This is a genomic window from Pseudomonas sp. UBA6323 (genome assembly GCF_002439135.1).
Classification (GTDB): Bacteria; Pseudomonadota; Gammaproteobacteria; order Pseudomonadales; family Pseudomonadaceae; genus Aquipseudomonas.
Genome location: NZ_DJSX01000052.1, coordinates 4327 through 23323, shown reverse-complemented (window position 1 = coordinate 23323; position 18997 = coordinate 4327). Strand labels below are relative to the sequence as shown.

Genomic DNA, 18997 nt, shown 5'->3' with positions numbered 1-18997 from the left:
CCGCAAGCGGGAGAGGGGAGGAAGCAACGCTGGCCTGCAGTTCGCGGCTGCGCGCCAGGCGCTGCTCGATCTGCTCCGGCGTCTCGCGGCCGCGGGCCAGCAGGCGCTGGCGCAGCACCGCTTCTTCGACGTGCAGCAGAACAGCCACAAGATGCGGATAGCGCTGGCGGGCGGCGTCGAGATGGCCGCGTGAACCGTTGATCAACACATCCTGGCCGGCGCTCAGCCAATCATCGATCTCGCGCGGGATGCCGTAGGCCAGGCCATTGGCGCGCCAGCTCAGGGCGAAGGCGCCCTCGCCTTCCAGGCGTTCGAACTCCGCCGGGGTGACGCCCAGCGCGTCCTCGCCGACGGACTCGGCGCTGCGGGTGATCACCCGCCGGGCGAAACGGCAGCCGTGCGCCTCCAGCGGCGCACGTGCGGCTTGCAACAGGCTGTCCTTGCCCGAGCCCGACGGCCCCATCAGATAGATCAACCTGCCCTGCATCAGAATACCCTTCGCGCTTGGCGCCACACCTGCTGGATCACCGGCTGCTCACCATGCGCCCTGGCCTGCACCAGGTCGGCGCGCAGGCCGACGCAAATCTCGCCGCGATCATCCAGTCCGGCCGCCCTGGCCGGCGCGCGGCTCACGGTGGCGATGGCCGCTGGTAGATCATAGTCGTTGTCCTGCCCGGCGAGCAGCCAGGCCGCGTGCAGCAGGCTGGCCGGGTAGTAGTCGCTGGAGAGGATATCCAGCACACCGTGGCACGCCAGTTCGGCGGCGGCGATATTGCCCGAGTGCGAGCCGCCGCGCACCACGTTCGGCGCCCCCATCAGTACTTTCAGCCCCAGTTCGTGGCTGGCGCGTGCGGCCTCCAGGGTGGTAGGAAACTCGGCGATAGCCATGCCGAAACCAGCTGACTCCTGCACGTGAGCCAGGGTCGCATCGTCATGGCTGGCCACCGAGATACCGCGGGAATGGCAGTCCTCGACGATGGCGCGACGCTGGCGGTCGCTGTACTGGCGCGAGTTGGCGATCTGTTCCTGAAGAAACTCCTCCATCTCCGCCGGGCTCAAGTGGTACTTGCCCATGTAGTACTCGCGGTACTTCTCCACCTTGGCGAACTGGCGCTGGCCGGGTGAGTGATCCATCACCGACACCAGCGCCACCAACGGGTGCTCCACCAGATCGCGGTAGATGGTCAGGGCATCGGGGTGGCACAGCTCGCAGCGCAGGTGCAGGCGGTGCTCCGCGCGCGTCTGCCCCGCCGCCTCGCTGGCGGCAATGGCCTCGATCATCGCGGGCAGTTGCTGCATGCGCCGACCACGCGGGTTGATGTCACCGATGGACAGCGCATCGAACACCGTAGTGATGCCCGCGGCGACGATCTGCGCGTCGTGGGTCAGCACCGCCGAGGCCGAAGGCCAATCCACGCCAGGCCTGGGGCTCATGTGTTTTTCCAGGTTATCGGTGTGCAGCTCCACCAGCCCCGGCAGCAGGTAATCGCCGCCCAGGTCCTGGGCCTGCGGCAGGCGACTGGCGCCCTCGTCCGCCGCGGCGATCAGCCCGTCGCGCAGCAACAGGGTGCCGAGGAACTCGCGCTCAGCGGTGACGATACGAGCGTTGCTGAGAATCTGTTCAGACGACATAGACGTACTCCGGTTGCGCCGCGGCGGCGCTCATGTCGAGGTAACGGTCGGCCACCGCCTCGCGGGCGATGCGGTCGTGGAAGATGCCGATCAGCGCGCTGCCGGCCGCCTTGGCTTCGGCAATCAGCTCCAGCACCACCTGACGGTTGGCCTCGTCCAGCGAGGCGGTGGGTTCGTCGAGCAACAGCACCGGCCACTCGACCATGAAGCCGCGGGCGATATTGACGCGCTGCTGCTCGCCGCCGGAGAAGGTGCCCGGCGCCAGCTGCCACAACGCCTCGGGGATATTCAGGCGACTCAGCAGGGCCTTGGCTCGCGCCTCGGCGTCCCTGCGCGTCCAGCCGCGGGCCTGCGCCGGCTCCAGCACCACGTCCAGGGTCGACACGCGCGGGATCACCCGCAAAAACTGGCTGACGTAACCCAGGCTCTGCCGGCGCACTGCCAGCACCTGGCGCGGCTCGGCGCCGACCAGCTCCACCGGCTCGCCCTGGTGGCGGATGCGGATGCTGCCGCCGGCCGCCAGGTAGTTGCCGTACAGGGTGCGCAGCAGGGTCGACTTGCCGGCGCCGGACTGTCCATGCAGCACCAGGCACTCGCCACCGCGCACGGCGAAATTCAGGTCACGCAGCACCTGCAGGACGACGCCGTTCTGCTGGTGCAGGGTGAAGGTCTTGCTGAGGCCGCTGACCTCGATCAGGTTGTTCATTCGATCCTCTCTGCCCCGTAGGAGCGAGCTCTGCTCGCGAAGCCTCTGGAGGCCCGGGTTCGCGAGCAGAGCTCGCTCCTACAGGCGCGTTGTTGCTACTGGTCGTAGCCCGGATGCAATCCGGGGATGGCTGGCACGGTTTTCCCGGATTGCATCCGGGCTACGGGTTGGCAATTGCGGGGCGTCATCAAGGCTGCAACACCGACGACACCAGCAGCTGTGAATAGGGATGCTGCGGGTCGTCGAGAATCTGGTCGGTCAGCCCCGCCTCCACCACGCGCGAGCGGCGCATCACCATCAGGCGGTCGGCCAACAGGCGCGCCACCGCCAGGTCGTGGGTGACGATCACCACCGCCAGGTCCAGCTCGCGCACCAGGCCACGCAGCAGGTCGAGCAGGCGCGCCTGAACCGAAACATCGAGGCCCCCGGTCGGCTCGTCCATAAACACCAGGCGCGGCGCGGAAACCAGGTTGCGAGCGATCTGCAGGCGCTGCTGCATGCCGCCGGAGAAGGTGCGCGGCAGGTCGTCGATACGCGCCGGGTCGATCTCCACCTGGCTCAACCAGTCGAGCCCGGCGGCGCGCAGCTCGCCGTAGTGGCGCACGCCCTGAGCCATCAGTCGCTCGCCGATGTTGGCGCCGGCCGATACCGCCATGCGCAGGCCGTCACGCGGGTTCTGCTCGACGAAGCCCCACTCGGTCCGCAGCAGCGTGCGCCGCTCGGCCTCGCTGGCGCTGTACAGGTCGAGCCACTGACCGCTGCGCGCGCGATAACTCACGCTGCCGCGATCCGGCGGGCAGCGCCCGGAGAGCAGGCTGAGCAAGGTGGACTTGCCCGAGCCGGACTCGCCGACTATGCCCAGCACCTCGCCGGGATAGAGGTCGAAGCTCACCCCCTGGCAGCCCTTGTCCGGGCCGTACAGGCGGGTCAGGTCGCGCGCCGAGAACAGCGGCTCGGCCGCTGTCACGGCAGGTTGCAGAGGTTCGGCGGCGCTCATTGCAGGTTCTCCTCGGTACGCTGGCGGCAGTAGTCGGTGTCGGAGCAGACGTAGCGCTTGCTGCCGGCGTCGTCGACGATCAGCTCGTCGAGGAAGGACTCGCTGCTGCCGCAGAAGGCGCAGCACTCGTCCCAGCGCTGCACGGCGAAGGGGTGATCCTCGAAGTCCAGGCTGACCACCCGGGTAAAGGGCGGTACCGCGTGCAGGCGCTTCTCGCGGCCGGCGCCGAACAGCATCAGCGCGGGGCTCATGTCCAGCTTGGGGTTGTCGAATTTCGGGATCGGCGACGGGTCCATCACGTAGCGCTCGTCCACCGTCACCGGGTAGGCGTAGGCAGTGGCGATATGGCCGAAGGTGGCGATGTCCTCGTACAGCTTCACGTGCATCACGCCGTAGTCTTCCAGCGCATGCATGGTCCGCGTCTCCTGCTCGCTCGGCTCGATAAAGCGCAGCGGCTCGGGGATGGGCACCTGGTAGACCATGATCTGCCCGGCCGACAGCGGGGTTTCCGGGATGCGGTGACGGGTCTGGATCACGCTGGCTTCCAGCGTACGCTCGGTGGTGGCGACGCCGGCGGTGCGGGCGAAGAAGCGGCGGATCGACACCGCATTGGTGGTGTCATCAGCGCCCTGGTCGATCACCTTGAGCACGTCGTCCGTACCGAGAATGGCCGCAGTCAGCTGCATGCCACCGGTGCCCCAGCCGTAGGGCAGCGGCATCTCACGACCACCGAAAGGCACCTGGTAGCCGGGGATCGCCACTGCCTTGAGCAGGCCACGGCGGATCATGCGTTTGGTCTGCTCATCGAGATAGGCGAAGTTATAGGCCGACGCCTCGCGGGCGCCGCTTGCAGTGGAAAGGTTCATCAGCGGTTCTCCTCTGCCGACGCCTGGCGGCGCAGCTTGCGGATCAGTTCCAGTTCGGCCTGGAAGTCGACGTAGTGCGGCAACTTCAGGTGCGAGACGAAGCCGGCAGCCTCGACGTTGTCGCAGTGCATCAGCACGAACTCCTCCTCCTGTGCCGGGCCCTGCACTTCCTCGCCGTACTCGCCGGCACGCAGGGCACGATCGACCAGGGCCATGCCCATGGCCTTGCGCTCGGCGTAACCGAAGGCCAGGCCGTAGCCGCGGGTGAACTGCGCCTGCTCGGCACGTTCACCAACGAATTGGTTGACCATCTCGCACTCGGTGATTTCGATGTCGCCCAGCGGCACGGCGAAGCCCAGCTCGGCGGGCGTCATCCACACCTCGACATCGCCGATGCGGATTTCCCCGGCAAAGGGGTGGTTGCGACCGTAGCCGCGCTGGGTCGAATAGCCGAGGGCCAAAAGAAAGCCTTCGTCACCACGGGCCAATGCCTGCAGGCGCTCGGCGCGGCTGGCGGGAAAGGCCAGCGGCTCGCGGGTGATGTCGGGCACCGGCGCGCCGTCGTCCGTTTCGCGGGCCATAAGACCTTCGCCTGCGAGAAAATCCAGCACTCGCGGACAAGGCCTGGGCTCATCGGTAACAGCCGCTTCTGGCGCCGGATAGTCGCCCTCGGCCAGCAGGGCAAAGTCCAGCAGGCGGTGGGTGTAGTCGAAGGTTGGGCCGAGCAGTTGACCGCCGGGCAGGTCCTTGAAGGTGGCGGAGATGCGCCGCTGCAGCTGCATCTTCGTGGTATCCAGCGGCTCGCTGGCACCGAAACGCGGCAGAGTGGTGCGGTAGGCGCGCAGCAGGAAAATGGCTTCCATCAGGTCGCCTGCGGCCTGCTTGATGGCCAGCGCGGCCAGCTCCTCGTCGTACAGCGAGCCTTCGCTCATCACGCGGGCCACAGCCAGCGGCAGTTGCTGGCGGATCTGCTGCACGCCCAGTTCGGCGACGCAGGTATTACCACGGCGACGGCTGGCCAGCAGTTGATGGGCATTGTCGATGGCGCGTTCGCCACCCTTGACGGCGACATACATCAGGCAGCCTCCTCGGTTTCGATCAGCACGCGGGTGCTGCGCGGCAGGCCGATCACCTCACCGCGTGCGGCGAAGAAGCAATCCAAGCCACGGGGAAAGGCACTGCGCGCCTGGCGCTGCTGCCAGAACGAGGCCGGCAGCGGCAGACTCACGCTGCGCACGTCCTTGATGCCCGGGCCGCGCCAGCGCAGGGCCCGGCCAGCGTGCAGATCACCCAACTGGATCAGCAGCGTGCAGGACTGATCCGGGTAGCGCTCGCTGCCATTATCGAAGTCCGACAAATCATCCAGTTCGCTCTCATCGAGCAGGGCGAACAGGGCGATCTCGCGCTCGGCGACGATCGGGCAGCCGCAATGGAAGGCCAAGTTGGCGCGGATCAGCGGCGTATCGAAGCGCGGGGCCAGCCACAGCGGCGTGTCGCTGTCGAGAAAGGCCAGGCACAGGCCATAGGTGGCCGGGGCCAGGTCGCCCAGGGCATGGGCGCGGTCCATGGCGCGCGGCAGGCCCGGTTCGGCCAGGGCGCCGAGGGCAGCGCGAAAGCTGACCTGGGCATCGAGCACCGGGTTGTCGAAAGCCGGTTGCAGCCAGTGCGAGCTGTGCGGCGTAGTCATTAGTCCTCTCCTCTGACCAGGGTGAAGAATTCCACCTGGGTGGCGGCGCTGCGGGCGGCCCGGGCCAGGCGCTGCTCGCGCTGCTGGTGAGCCATCGGTTCGATCAGGTCGGCGAGCCAGCGTGACTGGTCGCTGCCCTGCAGATGGGCGTCGGCCAGGGCGGCCAGTTCGGCGCGGCGCTTGTCACGGCCGGCCAGGTAGCTGTAGCCGGTGCGGCCGTCGGCCAGGCGCACCACGCAGCGGGTCACGGTCATCTCGCCCAGGTTGAAGGCGCTGCCTGTGCCGCCCATGCGCCCGCGCACCAGGGTCATGCCCACCTCGGGGGCGCGGATCAGCTGGTAGGCGCTGTCTTTCAGCGCCGCCTCGTGGGCATCGAGGGCGCTGCCGGCACGGGCCAGCACGCCCATCCAGCGCTGGCGCGCGGCGATGTTCGGGTCGGTTTCGTTCATGCGGGTCTCCATCAGGTCGCTACCTGGTACTGGAAGCGGTCGGCGCGGCTGCTGGACTGCGCCAACTCCACCGCCCGACCAGCGGGATCGCGGGACAAAGTGAGCACGCTGAGCAGCGGCGCGTGGCGCGGCATCAGCAGATGCGCCGCCTCTTCGCGGCTGGGCAGACGCGCGCCGATCAGGCTGAAGGTGCGCGTCAGCGGCAGGTCGCGCTCGGCCAGGTACTGGCGCAGCGAACCGCCCTGGTAGTCAGCCAACTGTGGTGCCAGGCTGGCGCAGAAGCGGTGGCGGATCAGGCTCAGCGGCTGCCCCTCGAGCAGACGCAGGGTGGTCAGCTCGATCAGCTCGCTGCCGTCGGACAATTGCAGATGCCGACATTCCTCACTGCTGCCAGTACGGGGCAGGCGCTCGATCAGCTTCGCCTCGACACGGTGGCCGAGCGCCGACAGCGACTGGCTGAAGGCACTGCCCGCCTCCACCGGGTACACCAGGGGCTTGGCCAGCACCTGGGTACCCTTGCCCTGACGGCGCAGCAGGCGGCCTTCGAGCACCAGCTCGTCCACCGCGCGGCGCAGGGTGTGGCGGTTGACGGAAAAGCGCGCGGCCAGTTGCATCTCGCCCGGCAGGTAGTCGCCCGGGCTCATGCGCTGCACGTCTTCGCGCAGCACGGCGGCCAGCTCGCGGTACAGCGGTTCGCTTTGTCTAGACAAGTTCATCGTTTGAAAAGGGCGCACGCAGGCGCCCTCCTCCTCCTTCAGATAAAGAGCTTGCGCAGGCGCTGGGACAGGATGTCGATGGCGCTCACTACCAGGATGATCACGATCAGCAGCGCGCAGGTCTGGGCGAATTGGAAACCGCGGATGGCTTCCCAGAGGATTACCCCGATGCCGCCGGCGCCGACCATGCCGACCACCGTGGCCGAGCGCACGTTGGACTCGAAGCGGTACAGCGAATAGGAAATCCACAGCGGCAGTACCTGCGGGATGACGCCGAAGATCACCTCCTGCAAGGCACTGGCACCGGTGGCACGCACGCCTTCGACCGGGCCCGGATCGATCGCCTCGACCGCCTCGGCGAATAGCTTGGCCAGCACCCCCGTGGTGCTGATGAACAGCGCCAGCACGCCGGCGAAGGGGCCGAGGCCAACCGCGACGACGAAGAGCATGGCGAAGACCATCTCATTGATCGAACGGCAGGCATCCATCACCCGGCGCACCGGCTGATACACCCACCAGGGCACGATGTTCTCGGAACAGAGGATGCCCAGCGGAATGGCGCAGAGAATGGCCAGCACCGTGCCCCAGAGGGCGATCTGCACGGTGACCACCATCTCCTTGACGTAGTGCTGCCAGTTACTGAAGTCCGGCGGGAAGAAATCGGCGGCGAAGGTGGCCATGTTGCCGGCATCGCGCACCAGCGCCAGCGGGTTCATTTCCGCGCCTTGCCAGGACCAGGCGAGCACGGCGAAGAACAGGCCCCAGCCGATCAGTTGCAGCCAGCTGCGCTTGGTCTCGGCGATCGGGGTGGCGGTGGTCATTGTGGTCATGGGTAACTCTCAATCCAGTGGGAGGCGCTTCAGCGGCGAGCTTTTCAAGAGCCGCCCCACTCTCGCGGGACGGCTCTCGGGGTCAGCCGGCGCTGGCGCCGCCCTGCTTCTCACGCTCGGCCATGCGCTGCTCGAGCTTGGCCAGCTCGGCGTCCAGCTCCTTGAGCTGAGCCTGCTTATCGGCGTCCTTGAGCTTGTCGTTGTTGGCCACTTCGGTACGCTTCTTGAACAGCTCGAGCTGACGAATCGGCAGCAGCTGATCGTTATCCGAAGGCTTGAACTGGCCCCACTGCAGGCCCTCGAGCACCTTCTTCTCTTCCGGCTTGGCACCGTAGGTCATGAAGAAGTTGCGCAGTTTGTCGCGGGTTTCCTGCGGTAGGTTCTTGCGCCAGACGATGGGGTCCGACGGGATCAGCGGCGAAGTCCAGATCACCTTGAGCTGCGCCGCCTTGTCCGGCGCAGTCACTTCCAGGCGCTCCATGCCCTCGCTGTTGAAGGTGCCGACATCGACCTGCTTGTTGGCCACCGACAGCGCGTTGACCTCGTGGCTGCCGTTGAGCGAGCGCTTGAAGATCTTGCTGGCGTCGGCGTTGTTCTGGGCGAATACGTAGTAGCCAGGCACCAGATAGCCGGAGGTGGAGTTGGGGTCACCGTTGGCGAAGGTCAGGCTCTTGGCGTTCTTGAGCATGTCCTCGGCCGAGTTGATCGAACTGTCCTTATGCGCCACCAGCAGGCTGTAGTAGCCCTGCGCACCGTTGGCTGCCACGGTCTGGGCGAAGATTTCACCACCGGCGCGATCGACTGCTTCCATCGCCGACTTGTTGCCGTACCAGGCCACGTCGACCTTGTCGAAACGCATGCCCTGGATGATCCCGGCGTAATCAGGCGCGAAGAACGCGTTGATCTTTACCCCGGTCTGCTTGCTCATGTCGGCCAGAAAGGGATCCCACATGGCCTTGAGGTTCTGCGAGGACTCGGTAGAAATGATGCCGAAGTTGAGTTCCTCGGCGGCCTGGGCCGAGCCCAGCAGGGAACCGGTGACGAGCGCAGAGGCAGCCAGCACCTGGCCGATGCGTTTGAACATGGAGCACACTCCTGTCGCGGGTTGGCGTTGGTTTTTCGAATGAGGAAACTGACGTCAGGCCTTGGCCAGCGTCAGCGGACGTTCCACGGCACGCGGGCGCTGCCCTTGCGGCAACAGCAGGCTGATATCGAGATCACCGCCGTAGAGGTCGTTGAGGAAATCGGGGTTGAAGCTTTCGGTGGGGCCGTCGTAATGAATGCGCCCGCCCTTGAGCGCCACGGCGCGCTGGCAGTAGCGCACCGCGTAGTCGACCTGATGCAGGGTTACCACCACCGTCTTGCCGTCGCGGCGGTTGATGTCGGCGAGAATTTCCATCACCTTGCGCGCCGACTCCGGATCAAGCGAGGCGATCGGTTCGTCGGCGAGAATCACTTCGGCCTGCTGGCACAGCGCGCGGGCGATGGCCACGCGCTGTTGCTGACCGCCGGACAGAGTGGAAGCGCGCTGCGCGGCGAACTCGGCCAGCCCCACCCTCTCCAGCGCCTGCATGGCGCGCTGCTTCTCTTCGGGATTGAACAGGCTGAGGCTGCCACGCCAGCGCGGCATCCGGCCCAGACCGCCGAGCAGGACGTTCTGCAGCACACTGAGGCGCCCGACCAGGTTGAACTGCTGGAAGATGTAGCCGATATCGGCGCGCTGACGGCGCACGTCACCATTGAGCCGCCCCTCGGCCTGCACCTGGCGCCCGAGCACTTCGATGCTGCCGGCATCGCCGCGGGCCAGGCCGGCCAGATGGCGCAGCAGGGTCGACTTGCCAGAGCCAGATGCGCCGATCAGCGCCACCATCTCACCCGGCTGCACCGACAGCGCCAGGTCGAACAGCGCCTGTTTACGGCCGAAGCTCTTGTTCAGGCGGTCGACTAAAATCGCTGCGCTCATGTGCTGGCCCTCTACTATCATCAATGATCAGAAGGCGAGGAAGTCGCCATCTGGTGTAGACCAACCTAAGCAGATTCCATGTCAGAACTGTGAAATACGGGTGACGATTGAATGAACACGCCGGAGTTTTTCGGATGGAAACCGTCGAAATGCACGCTTGTGCCAATTGCTACTCATTTCTGACGACTGGTGCTGGCACAACGCCGTTACATCGATCACAATGTGCCACGTATTTGGCGTCAAGGAACTGTTCAGATGGCCTTCGGGTCGTAATGACGCAGAACGCGATATCGGTTGAACGGCTAGTGCGAAAGACGGTCAAACCGGTGACAATCTCGACACTGATTACCAGTATCGCTCCCTGAACTAACCGGTAATGTATGCGCCCTATGAAACAGGCTATTTATTCCAGCCGCACGGCTGACAAGTTTGTCGTTCGCTTGCCAGATGGCATGCGTGAGCGTATTGCTGATGTAGCACGCAACCATCACCGCAGCATGAACTCTGAAATCATCGCCCGCCTGGAGCAGAGCATGCTGCAGGAAGGCGCTCTGGATGACGATCTCAGCCTGCGTCTCGACAGCCCCGAACTGAGCCTCCATGAGCGTGAATTGCTGCAGCGTTTTCGTCAGTTGTCGCGCCGTCAGCAGAACGCGCTGGTCGCTCTGATTGCCCATGACGTGGAAATGGCCGCTGAAGCTGAAGAAGCCTGAAGCGAAGCCATAAAAAAACCGGCCTAGGCCGGTTTTTTTATGGCTGGGGAAAGATGCGGAGCGAACCCCGCGTCCTCTTCACCCGACAAAGCTGAGCAATACCCCCGCCGCCACAGCGGAGCCGATCACCCCGGCCACGTTCGGCCCCATGGCATGCATCAGCAGGAAGTTCTGCGGGTTGGCCTCCAGGCCGACCTTGTTCGATACCCGTGCCGCCATCGGCACCGCCGATACGCCTGCCGAGCCGATCAGCGGGTTGACCTTGTTGCTGCTGAACAGGTTCATCAGCTTGGCCATCAGCACACCAGCCGCAGTGCCGGCGCAGAACGCCACCATGCCCAGCATCAGGATGCCCAGGGTCTTGAGCTGCAGGAAGGCTTCTGCCGACAGCTTCGAGCCCACGGTCAGACCGAGAAAGATGGTGACGATATTGATCAGCGCGTTGCGCGAGGTGTCGGCCAGACGCTCGACCACACCACATTCACGTAGCAGATTGCCGAGGGCGAACATACCGATCAGCGGCGCCGCGTCCGGCAACAACATACCCACCAAAAGGCACAGCACGATGGGGAAGACGATCTTCTCGGTCTGCCCCACCGGCCGCAGTTGCTGCATGACGATGGCGCGCTCTTCCTTGCTGGTCAACGCACGCATGATCGGCGGCTGCAACAGCGGCACCAATGCCATGTAGGCATAGGCCGCCACGGCGATGGGGCCAAGCAGGTCAGGCGCAAGCTTGGAGGTGACGAAGATCGAAGTCGGCCCATCCGCCCCGCCGATAATAGCGATGGACGCCGCCTCCTTGAGGGTGAACTCCATGCCGGGAATGCCGAGTGCGGTGATCGCCAGCGCGCCCATCAGGGTGCCGAAGATGCCGAACTGCGCGGCGGCGCCCAGCAACAAGGTTTTCGGGTTGGCCAGCATCGGGCCGAAGTCGGTCATGGCGCCAACACCGAGGAAGATCAGCAACGGGAAGATGCTGGTCGGCAATCCCACTTCGTAGATCAGGTGCAGGAAGCCGGCACCTTCGGCCATGTTGGCCACCGGGATGTTCGACAGCAGACCACCGAAACCGATGGGCACCAGCAGCAGAGGCTCGAAGCCCTTCTTGATGGCCAGGTAGATCAGCAGCAGGCACACCGCGATCATGAAGGCCTGACCAGGCTCCAGGTGATACAGGCCGGTGCTCTGCCAGAGCTTGAGCAGCTTTTCCATGATGCGCTCCTCAGCCGATGGTCAGCAGGCTGTCGCCCACCGCCACCGCATCACCCACCTTGACGTTGACGGCGCCGACGGTGCCAGCCTTGAACGCACGGATCTCGGTTTCCATCTTCATCGCTTCGAGGATGATCACCAGTTGCCCCTCCTCGACAGCCTGGCCTGGCTGCACCAGCACCTTGAAGATGTTGCCGGCCAGCGGTGCGGCCTGCGGCTCGCCGCCACCCGCTGCAACCGGGGCTGGCGCCGCGGCGACGTTCGCTGCGCCACCGATGGGCTTGATACCCTCGATATCGCCGCCCTCGTTGACCTGTACGACGAAAGATTTGCCACCCACCTCGACGGTATAGACCTCGGGCTTGCCGGCCTCACGGGCGGGAGCTTCCTTACCGGTCGGCAGCGGCTCGAAGGCCGCCGGGTTGTCGCGGTTCTCGAGAAACTTCAGTCCGATCTGCGGAAACAGCGCATAAGTCAGCACGTCGTCGATCTCGTCGGCGGCAAGCTGGATGCCCTTGTCCTTGGCGATGCCCTTGAGTTCGGCGGTCAGCTTGTCCATTTCCGCGTCGAGCAGGTCGGCCGGACGGCAGGTGATGGCCTGCGCGCCATCGAGCACGCGCGCCTGCAGCTCGGCATTGAACGGTGCGGGCGCCGCGCCGTACTCGCCCTTGAGCACGCCGGCAGTTTCCTTGGTGATCGATTTGTAGCGCTCGCCGGTGAGCACGTTGATCACCGCCTGGGTGCCAACGATCTGCGACGTGGGCGTTACCAGCGGGATGAAACCCAGGTCTTCGCGCACACGCGGGATCTCGGCCAGCACCTGGTCGAACTTGTCCTGAGCGCCCTGTTCTTTCAGCTGGCTTTCCATATTGGTGAGCATGCCGCCCGGCACCTGAGCGACCAGGATGCGCGAATCGACGCCCTTGAGGTTGCCCTCGAACTTTGCGTATTTTTTGCGCACTTCGCGGAAGTACGCGGCGATCTCCTCCAGCAGCTCCAGGTTCAGTCCGGTATCGCGCTCGGTGCCCTGGAACATGGCCACGACCGACTCGGTCGGCGAGTGGCCGTAGGTCATCGACAGCGAGGAGATGGCAGTGTCGACGTTGTCGATACCAGCTTCCACCGCCTTGAGAATGGCCACGGATGACAGCCCCGCGGTGGCGTGGCACTGCATGTGGATCGGGATGGCCAAGCTGGCCTTCAGGCGCGACACCAGCTCGAATGCGGTATACGGCGTGAGGATGCCGGCCATGTCCTTGATGGCCACCGAGTCGGCGCCCATGTCTTCGATCTGCTTGGCCAGATCGACCCACATCTCAAGGGTATGCACCGGGCTGGTGGTGTAGGAGATGGTGCCCTGGGCGTGCTTGCCCTGCTGCTTGACGGCCTTGAGCGCGGTCTGGAGGTTGCGCGGGTCGTTCATCGCGTCGAACACGCGGAACACGTCGACACCATTGATGGCGGCGCGCTCGACGAACTTCTCCACCACATCATCGGCGTAGTGGCGATACCCCAGCAGGTTCTGCCCGCGCAGGAGCATCTGCTGGCGAGTGTTGGGCATGGCCTTTTTCAGCTCGCGTATGCGCTCCCAGGGGTCTTCGCCGAGGTAGCGAATACAGGCGTCGAAGGTCGCCCCGCCCCAGGACTCCACCGACCAGAAGCCAACCTGATCGAGCTTGGGTGCGATCGGCAGCATGTCTTGCAGGCGTACGCGAGTGGCCAGGATGGATTGATGGGCGTCACGCAGCACCACATCGGTGATCCCGAGTGCTTGTTTAACGGCAGTCATACAGATGCTCCCTCTGAACCTGATCAACCGCGACGCGCGCGGTGCTGGGCAATAGCGGATTGAATGGCGGCCAGCGTTTCTGCATCCAGCTCATGGCTGGCCGACTTGGCGCTGTGCGCTGGGGAAGAAGCGGCGGGGGTTGGCGCGGGTGGAGCGAAGGTCGCGATCAGGCGCGACATCAGGCTGACCACACCCACCAGCAACACCAGAAAGACAAACACGAAACCCATACCGAACAGCATGAGTTCGACACCCTCGAGCAGTAGTTCACTGGGGGTCATCTTGGCTCCTTTGGCCAGCAGCTCGCGGGCTGCATTCATTATTGATCAGGAGCGCCCAGGGTCAGCGCCCGGGCAAAGCTGCCGAACCTTAGCCTGAAACAAGCGTTTGAAGCAAACGCCAAAAGGCCTGGATTGGTCATTTATGTAGTGACTTTTGCCCTTCCACTACCAAAGAAGGAGAAAAGCGCTGCGAACAAGGTTCTCAGGAGGCCGAGCGCACGCCGGTATCAACGGCAGGCGCCAGCGCCAGAAGCTGCTTGAAGTGGCGCGTCTCGTCGCCAGGAGTACGCCCGAAGAGCCGCTTGAACTCGCGACTGAACTGCGACGGGCTTTCGTAGCCGACGCGCTGCGCCGCGCTGATCGCGCTCATGTCGCTGCGAATCATCAGTAGCCGTGCCTGGTGCAGGCGGATGGCCTTGAGGTACTGCAACGGCGAGCGGCTGGTCATGGCCTTGAAGTGCACATGGAAGGCCGGCACGCTCATGCTGGCGATCTCAGCCAGCGAAGGCACATCGAGCGACGCCTGGTAATCGCGATGTATGCGCTGCAGCACGCGCGCGATGCGGCCGAAATGACTGTTCTGCGCCAGGGTCGCGCGCAGACCACTGCCCTGCTCGCCCTGCAGCACGCGAAAGACGATCTCACGCATGATCGACGGGCCCAGCAGGCGCACCTCGTCGGGGTCGGCCAGGGCTTCCAGCAGGCGCAACGTCGCATCGCTAAGACGCGTATCCATCGGGCTGGAATAAAGCGTCGCCGGCGCGCGGGTCGGGGTCTCGTCCAGCCCCATCGCCAGTTCGGCCACCAACAGCGGATCGACCCGCAGTGCCACACCGAGCATGGGCTCATCGGCCGTCGCCTCGGTTTCGATGGCGAACGGCAAGGGCAGCGCCAGCACCAGATAGTGCTGCGCATCGTAAACGTACAGATTGCCGTCGTGCAGCCCACTCTTGCGCCCCTGGATGACGATCACGATGCTCGGCTCGTACAGCGCCGGCGTCACCGGAAGCGGCCGGTTGGAGCGCATGAAGGTGACGCCATCCAGTTGCGCCGCGGTATACCCCTCTTCGGGAGCCAGGCGCAGCATCAGCTCGACCATGCGCCGCTTCATGCTCTCGGAATTCGCACTCATATTCTGCCACCCGCTCTTGAGGAAGACCGGCACATTGTAGGAAGCAGTCAATAGAAACAGGCAATATCGAAAGAGTAACGAGACTTAGCAGGCGGCGCCCACGTGCCTAGCATGGAATCTCCATCACCCAAGTGGAGACCGACATGAGCAAAGTCATCCTCATTACCGGAGCCAGCAGCGGCATCGGCGAAGCCATCGCCAGACACCTCGCCAGCCAGGGCCACCAGGTGGTCCTCGGTGCCCGCCGCATCGAACGCCTGCAGGCACTGGTAGAAGAACTGCAGGCCCAGGGTCAACAGGCCTCGTGCCGTACCCTCGATGTCAGCCAACTGCATGACATGCAGGCCTTCGTGGAGCATGCCGAGACACAGCACGGCCCCGTTGACGTCATCATCAACAACGCCGGGGTCATGCCACTGTCACCGCTCAACGCCCTGAAGGTGGACGAGTGGAACCGCATGATCGATGTCAACGTACGCGGCGTGCTGCATGGCATCGCCGCCGTGCTGCCGGGTATGGAACAACGCGGGCGCGGCCAGGTGATCAACATCGCTTCCATCGGCGCCCATGCGGTATCACCGACCGCCGCGGTCTATTGCGCCACCAAATACGCGGTCTGGGCCATTTCCGAGGGCCTGCGCCAGGAAAACGAGCGCATCCGCGTCACCACCATCTGCCCGGGCGTGGTCGAGTCCGAGCTGGCCGACAGCATCACCGACGCCAGCGCCCGCGACGCGATGAAGGCCTTCCGCCGTATCGCCATCACACCGGACGCCATTGCCCGCGCAGTGGCCTATGCGGTCGAGCAGCCCGACGATGTCGATGTCAGTGAAGTCATCGTGCGCCCGACCGCCAGCCCTTATTGATGGAGGTGAATATGCCAGCGAAGAACAGCCTTGCGGCGCTGCTGATCAGCGGCGCCCTGCTACCCGGCGCGGCAAGCGCGGAAGCGGAAAGCCCACATCCCTACGTGGGCATGTGGGTAACGGACGATGGCCATGTCCGCCATGAGCTATTGGCCAACGGCCGTTATGACGAGGCACGCGGGAACCGCGAAAGCGCCTACCAGGGCAGCTACCGAGTCACTGGCAACCACATCGATTATGTCGACGACACCGACTTTACCGCTGACGGTGAGTTCATCGACGACGTGCTCTACCACGGCGGCATGGTGCTGCGTCGCAAGAGCACTGCAACTGACGAGTAAGGCAACCCACCAGCCAAGGAAAGAAGCTTATGAACATGCAAAAAGCTGTCGCCGCGCTACTGCTCAGCGTATTGCTCTGCCTGCCGACCTGGGCGAGTGACAACACCGCGGCCAATCAGGCCCTGATTCAGAAAGCCTTCGATGACTGGCGCGCCGGACAAGGCGGCATCTTCCAGTTGCTGGCCGATGACGCCGTCTGGGTCGTGGCCGGCAGCAGCCCGTACTCGGGGACTTACCGCACGCGCGAGGCATTCATGGAAGATGCAGTCAAACCCATCACCGACAAACTGGCCACGCCCATCGCCCCCACCGTGCGCCAGATCGTGGCGCAGGGGCCTTACGTGGTCGTGCATTGGGATGGCCAGGCGACCGCCAGAGACGGCAGTCGCTACGAAAACAGCTACTCCTGGCACATGCAACTGGAGAATGGCCGGATCACCCGGGTCACGGCCTTTCTCGATACCTGGCGGCTGGTCGAGCTGATGAACTGATTACATCAGGAAGATCGACGCCAGCCCCAGGAAGATGAAGAAGCCACCGCTGTCGGTCATGGCGGTGATCATCACACTGGCCCCCATGGCTGGGTCGCGCCCCAGGCGCGCCAAAGTCATGGGGATCAGCACCCCCATCAGCGCTGCCAGCAACAGGTTGAGGGTCATCGCTGCAGTCATCACCACGCCCAGCGACCAGCTGCCGTAGAGCCCATAGGCGACGGCCCCGATCACCCCGCCCCAGAGGATGCCGTTGATCAACGAAACCCCGAGCTCCTTGCGCAGCAGGCGCTTGGTATTGCCGGTGCTGACCTGATCCAGCGCCATTGCGCGCACGATCATGGTGATGGTCTGGTTGCCGGAATTGCCGCCGATACCGGCAACGATAGGCATCAGCGCCGCCAGCGCCACGAGTTTTTCAATCGAGTCTTCGAACAGGCCGATCACCCGCGAGGCGAGGAACGCCGTGACCAGATTGATCGCCAGCCAGGCCCAGCGGTTGCGTACCGACTTCCACACCGAGGCGAAGATATCTTCCTCCTCGCGCAGACCGGCCATGTTCAGCACTTCGCTTTCGCTTTCCTCACGGATCAGATCGACCATCTCGTCGATGGTCAGACGGCCGATCAGCTTGCCGTTCTTGTCCACCACCGGCGCCGAGATAAGGTCGTAACGCTCGAACGCCTGCGCAGCGTCGTAGCCGTCCTCATCGGGGTGGAAGCTTACCGGATCGTCGGCCATGACCTCGCCGACCTGCTTATCCGGATCGTTGACCAGCAAACGCTTGATCGGCAGCACGCCCTTTAGCACGCCGTCGTAATCGACCACGAACAGTTTGTCGGTATGGCCCGGCAGCTCCTTGAGGCGGCGCAGGTAACGCAACACCACTTCCAGGCCGACGTCTTCGCGGATGGTGACCATCTCGAAGTCCATCAGCGCACCGACCTGGTCTTCCTCGTAGGAAAGGGCCGAACGCACGCGCTCACGCTGCTGGGCGTCGAGCGATTCCATCAACTCATGAACGACGTCGCGCGGCAGCTCCGGCGCCAGGTCGGCGAGTTCGTCGGCGTCCAGATCCTTGGCTGCGGCAAGAATCTCGTGATCGTCCATGTCGGCGATCAGCGTTTCCCGTACCGCGTCAGAGACTTCGAGCAGGATGTCGCCGTCGCGCTCGGCCTTGACCAGTTGCCAGACGGTCAGACGCTCATCCAGCGGCAGGGCTTCGAGGATGTGGGCGATATCCGCGGGGTGCAGATCATCGAGCTTGCGCTGCAGCTCGGCGAGATTCTGCCGGTGGACCAGGTTTTCGACACGGTCGTGATGCTGGCCTTCCTGACGATGGGTCAGGTCTTCGACCAGCTTGTGCCGATGCAGCAGTTCGATCACCTGGGCCAGGCGATCCTGCAGGCTCTCTTGCGGCTTTTTGGCTTCTACTTCAGTCATAGCGCGCTCCACCCCCAGCTGGCGGGCACGCCAAAGGGGATCAATCAGGTCTTACACGATTGTGCGAGGGGAGTATTGAGTAACTACTGGGTAAGTCCATGGTGGTATTCCACAAGCCCCGGCGGGGCTGACGCGGCGAATGATAACACCGCGAAACAGCTTTGTACGTGACAAAAGCGCGGCAAGAACAATCGCTTGCATCGCAAACTTCAATCCCGCATGAAAACCTGGCTATGCGACGCCAGCCTTCAATGCCAAGACACTCTGGCGTGAGCAAAAAAACGATCTAACCTGAAATGTGTAACGTCATGGAGGACGACCTATGCGAGGACCGCACTTGGCAGCGCTATTCGCCGCTGCGCTACTCTCCCTTATTGAAGACAGCTCGGCCGCCAGCGTGTTCCGCTGCGTGGATGCTGACGGCCATGTCACCTTCACCCGGCACGGCTGCACCAGCGATCAGGAACAGCATCTGCAGGATGCGCGCAACCATACGCCCAGCAGCGGCAAACCCGTCCCGCTGGCCGACCCCGGCAAGCGTCAGGCGACGACGAACGCAAACTCCGGCGAACTGGTGATCGTCGGCCAGCAGGACGATGGCTGCGGCAACCTGCTGAGCAGCAGCGAGAGGCGCCAGGCAATCATCCGCAAGGAAATCCGAGCAGGCATGAGCCGCAGTGACGTGGAAAGCAGCCTGGGCAAACCGGACAGAGTCACCGCCAGCAATGGGCAGCAGCGCTACCACTATCGCGAAAAGCGCAAGGGCGGCAACAGCCGGCAGGTCAGCTTCGACGAAGCCGGCTGCGTGAAGAAATGACACGCAAAGAAAAAGGGCCTGCATTGCTGCAGGCCCTTTCGGTATGGCGGACTCAGGAGGATT

Annotated in this window: 22 protein-coding genes; 5 read left to right on the top strand and 17 right to left on the bottom strand. The window is 64.3% G+C overall.

What is annotated here, in order from left to right; all coding sequences use genetic code 11:
* The 12 genes from phnN to phnC all read right to left on the bottom strand — a co-directional run.
* Positions 1-487: phosphonate metabolism protein/1,5-bisphosphokinase (PRPP-forming) PhnN (gene phnN / locus B3P22_RS12165; protein WP_296271132.1), on the bottom strand; the 487-nt coding region annotated here is incomplete at its 3' end.
* Positions 487-1632, bottom strand: a complete 1146-nt coding sequence (locus tag B3P22_RS12160; protein WP_296271131.1) for an alpha-D-ribose 1-methylphosphonate 5-triphosphate diphosphatase — start codon at positions 1630-1632, stop codon at positions 487-489. The genes phnN and B3P22_RS12160, both read right to left, overlap by 1 nt.
* On the bottom strand, positions 1622-2338 hold the full coding sequence (phnL, locus tag B3P22_RS12155) for a phosphonate C-P lyase system protein PhnL (protein ID WP_296271130.1): 717 nt from the start codon (positions 2336-2338) through the stop codon (positions 1622-1624). Before phnL ends, B3P22_RS12160 begins: the two co-directional genes overlap by 11 nt.
* A 187-nt stretch (positions 2339-2525) precedes the next feature.
* Entirely contained in the window at positions 2526-3335 is an 810-nt protein-coding gene (phnK, locus tag B3P22_RS12150; RefSeq protein ID WP_161866385.1) for a phosphonate C-P lyase system protein PhnK, read from the bottom strand.
* Entirely contained in the window at positions 3332-4201 is an 870-nt protein-coding gene (locus B3P22_RS12145; protein ID WP_296271129.1) for an alpha-D-ribose 1-methylphosphonate 5-phosphate C-P-lyase PhnJ, read from the bottom strand. The genes phnK and B3P22_RS12145 overlap by 4 nt, the downstream gene beginning before the upstream one ends.
* Positions 4201-5277, bottom strand: a complete 1077-nt coding sequence (locus B3P22_RS12140) for a carbon-phosphorus lyase complex subunit PhnI (protein WP_296271128.1) — start codon at positions 5275-5277, stop codon at positions 4201-4203. Before B3P22_RS12140 ends, B3P22_RS12145 begins: the two co-directional genes overlap by 1 nt.
* Complete coding sequence (gene phnH / locus B3P22_RS12135; protein WP_296271127.1) at positions 5277-5888, bottom strand: phosphonate C-P lyase system protein PhnH; 612 nt, start codon at positions 5886-5888, stop codon at positions 5277-5279. Before phnH ends, B3P22_RS12140 begins: the two co-directional genes overlap by 1 nt.
* Entirely contained in the window at positions 5888-6337 is a 450-nt protein-coding gene (gene phnG, locus B3P22_RS12130) for a phosphonate C-P lyase system protein PhnG (protein WP_197858136.1), read from the bottom strand. Before phnG ends, phnH begins: the two co-directional genes overlap by 1 nt.
* Before the next feature lie 11 nt (positions 6338-6348).
* Positions 6349-7071, bottom strand: coding sequence for a phosphonate metabolism transcriptional regulator PhnF (gene phnF / locus B3P22_RS12125; RefSeq protein ID WP_296271126.1), 723 nt, complete (start codon positions 7069-7071; stop codon positions 6349-6351).
* A 20-nt stretch (positions 7072-7091) separates the two neighbouring features.
* Entirely contained in the window at positions 7092-7883 is a 792-nt protein-coding gene (gene phnE / locus B3P22_RS12120; RefSeq protein WP_296271125.1) for a phosphonate ABC transporter, permease protein PhnE, read from the bottom strand.
* Between the two features lie 82 nt (positions 7884-7965).
* Positions 7966-8967 (bottom strand): phosphonate ABC transporter substrate-binding protein, encoded by a 1002-nt coding sequence (gene phnD / locus B3P22_RS12115; protein ID WP_275544656.1) that lies wholly within the window; start codon positions 8965-8967, stop codon positions 7966-7968.
* Between the two features lie 54 nt (positions 8968-9021).
* The gene (gene phnC / locus B3P22_RS12110) at positions 9022-9846 is read right to left on the bottom strand and encodes a phosphonate ABC transporter ATP-binding protein (protein ID WP_296271124.1); all 825 of its coding nucleotides are present in this window, start codon (positions 9844-9846) and stop codon (positions 9022-9024) included.
* 380 nt (positions 9847-10226) lie between these two features.
* Between phnC and B3P22_RS12105 the strand changes: the two genes are divergently transcribed.
* Positions 10227-10559 carry an Arc family DNA-binding protein gene (locus B3P22_RS12105; RefSeq protein WP_197858131.1) on the top strand — a complete coding sequence of 111 codons (333 nt, stop codon included), beginning with the start codon at positions 10227-10229 and terminating at the stop codon, positions 10557-10559.
* A gap of 78 nt (positions 10560-10637) precedes the next feature.
* Here B3P22_RS12105 and B3P22_RS12100 read toward each other — a convergent pair whose 3' ends face one another.
* From B3P22_RS12100 to B3P22_RS12085, 4 genes are all read right to left on the bottom strand, one after another.
* Positions 10638-11774 (bottom strand): sodium ion-translocating decarboxylase subunit beta, encoded by a 1137-nt coding sequence (locus tag B3P22_RS12100; RefSeq protein ID WP_296271123.1) that lies wholly within the window; start codon positions 11772-11774, stop codon positions 10638-10640.
* Between the two features lie 10 nt (positions 11775-11784).
* Positions 11785-13563 (bottom strand): sodium-extruding oxaloacetate decarboxylase subunit alpha, encoded by a 1779-nt coding sequence (oadA, locus tag B3P22_RS12095; protein WP_296271122.1) that lies wholly within the window; start codon positions 13561-13563, stop codon positions 11785-11787.
* Positions 13564-13586: 23 nt separating this feature from the next.
* Positions 13587-13844 carry an OadG family protein gene (locus B3P22_RS12090; RefSeq protein ID WP_296271121.1) on the bottom strand — a complete coding sequence of 86 codons (258 nt, stop codon included), beginning with the start codon at positions 13842-13844 and terminating at the stop codon, positions 13587-13589.
* 202 nt (positions 13845-14046) lie between these two features.
* The gene (locus B3P22_RS12085) at positions 14047-14943 is read right to left on the bottom strand and encodes an AraC family transcriptional regulator N-terminal domain-containing protein (protein ID WP_419096433.1); all 897 of its coding nucleotides are present in this window, start codon (positions 14941-14943) and stop codon (positions 14047-14049) included.
* A 176-nt stretch (positions 14944-15119) separates the two neighbouring features.
* Here B3P22_RS12085 and B3P22_RS12080 point away from each other — a divergent pair, with 176 nt between their 5' ends.
* The 3 genes from B3P22_RS12080 to B3P22_RS12070 are packed head-to-tail and all read left to right on the top strand — an operon-like array spanning position 15120 to position 16674.
* Positions 15120-15842 (top strand): SDR family oxidoreductase, encoded by a 723-nt coding sequence (locus tag B3P22_RS12080; protein WP_296271119.1) that lies wholly within the window; start codon positions 15120-15122, stop codon positions 15840-15842.
* Positions 15843-15853: 11 nt separating this feature from the next.
* Positions 15854-16183, top strand: a complete 330-nt coding sequence (locus B3P22_RS12075) for an Atu4866 domain-containing protein (RefSeq protein ID WP_296271118.1) — start codon at positions 15854-15856, stop codon at positions 16181-16183.
* A gap of 29 nt (positions 16184-16212) precedes the next feature.
* The gene (locus B3P22_RS12070; protein WP_296271117.1) at positions 16213-16674 is read left to right on the top strand and encodes a nuclear transport factor 2 family protein; all 462 of its coding nucleotides are present in this window, start codon (positions 16213-16215) and stop codon (positions 16672-16674) included.
* Here the strand turns inward: B3P22_RS12070 and mgtE are convergent, their stop codons facing one another.
* Positions 16675-18117, bottom strand: a complete 1443-nt coding sequence (gene mgtE, locus B3P22_RS12065; RefSeq protein WP_296271116.1) for a magnesium transporter — start codon at positions 18115-18117, stop codon at positions 16675-16677. It lies immediately after the preceding gene.
* Positions 18118-18439: 322 nt separating this feature from the next.
* On the opposite strand from mgtE, the gene B3P22_RS12060 reads away from it, so the two are divergent.
* On the top strand, positions 18440-18934 hold the full coding sequence (locus B3P22_RS12060) for a DUF4124 domain-containing protein (RefSeq protein ID WP_296271115.1): 495 nt from the start codon (positions 18440-18442) through the stop codon (positions 18932-18934).
* Positions 18935-18997 lie beyond the last annotated feature (63 nt).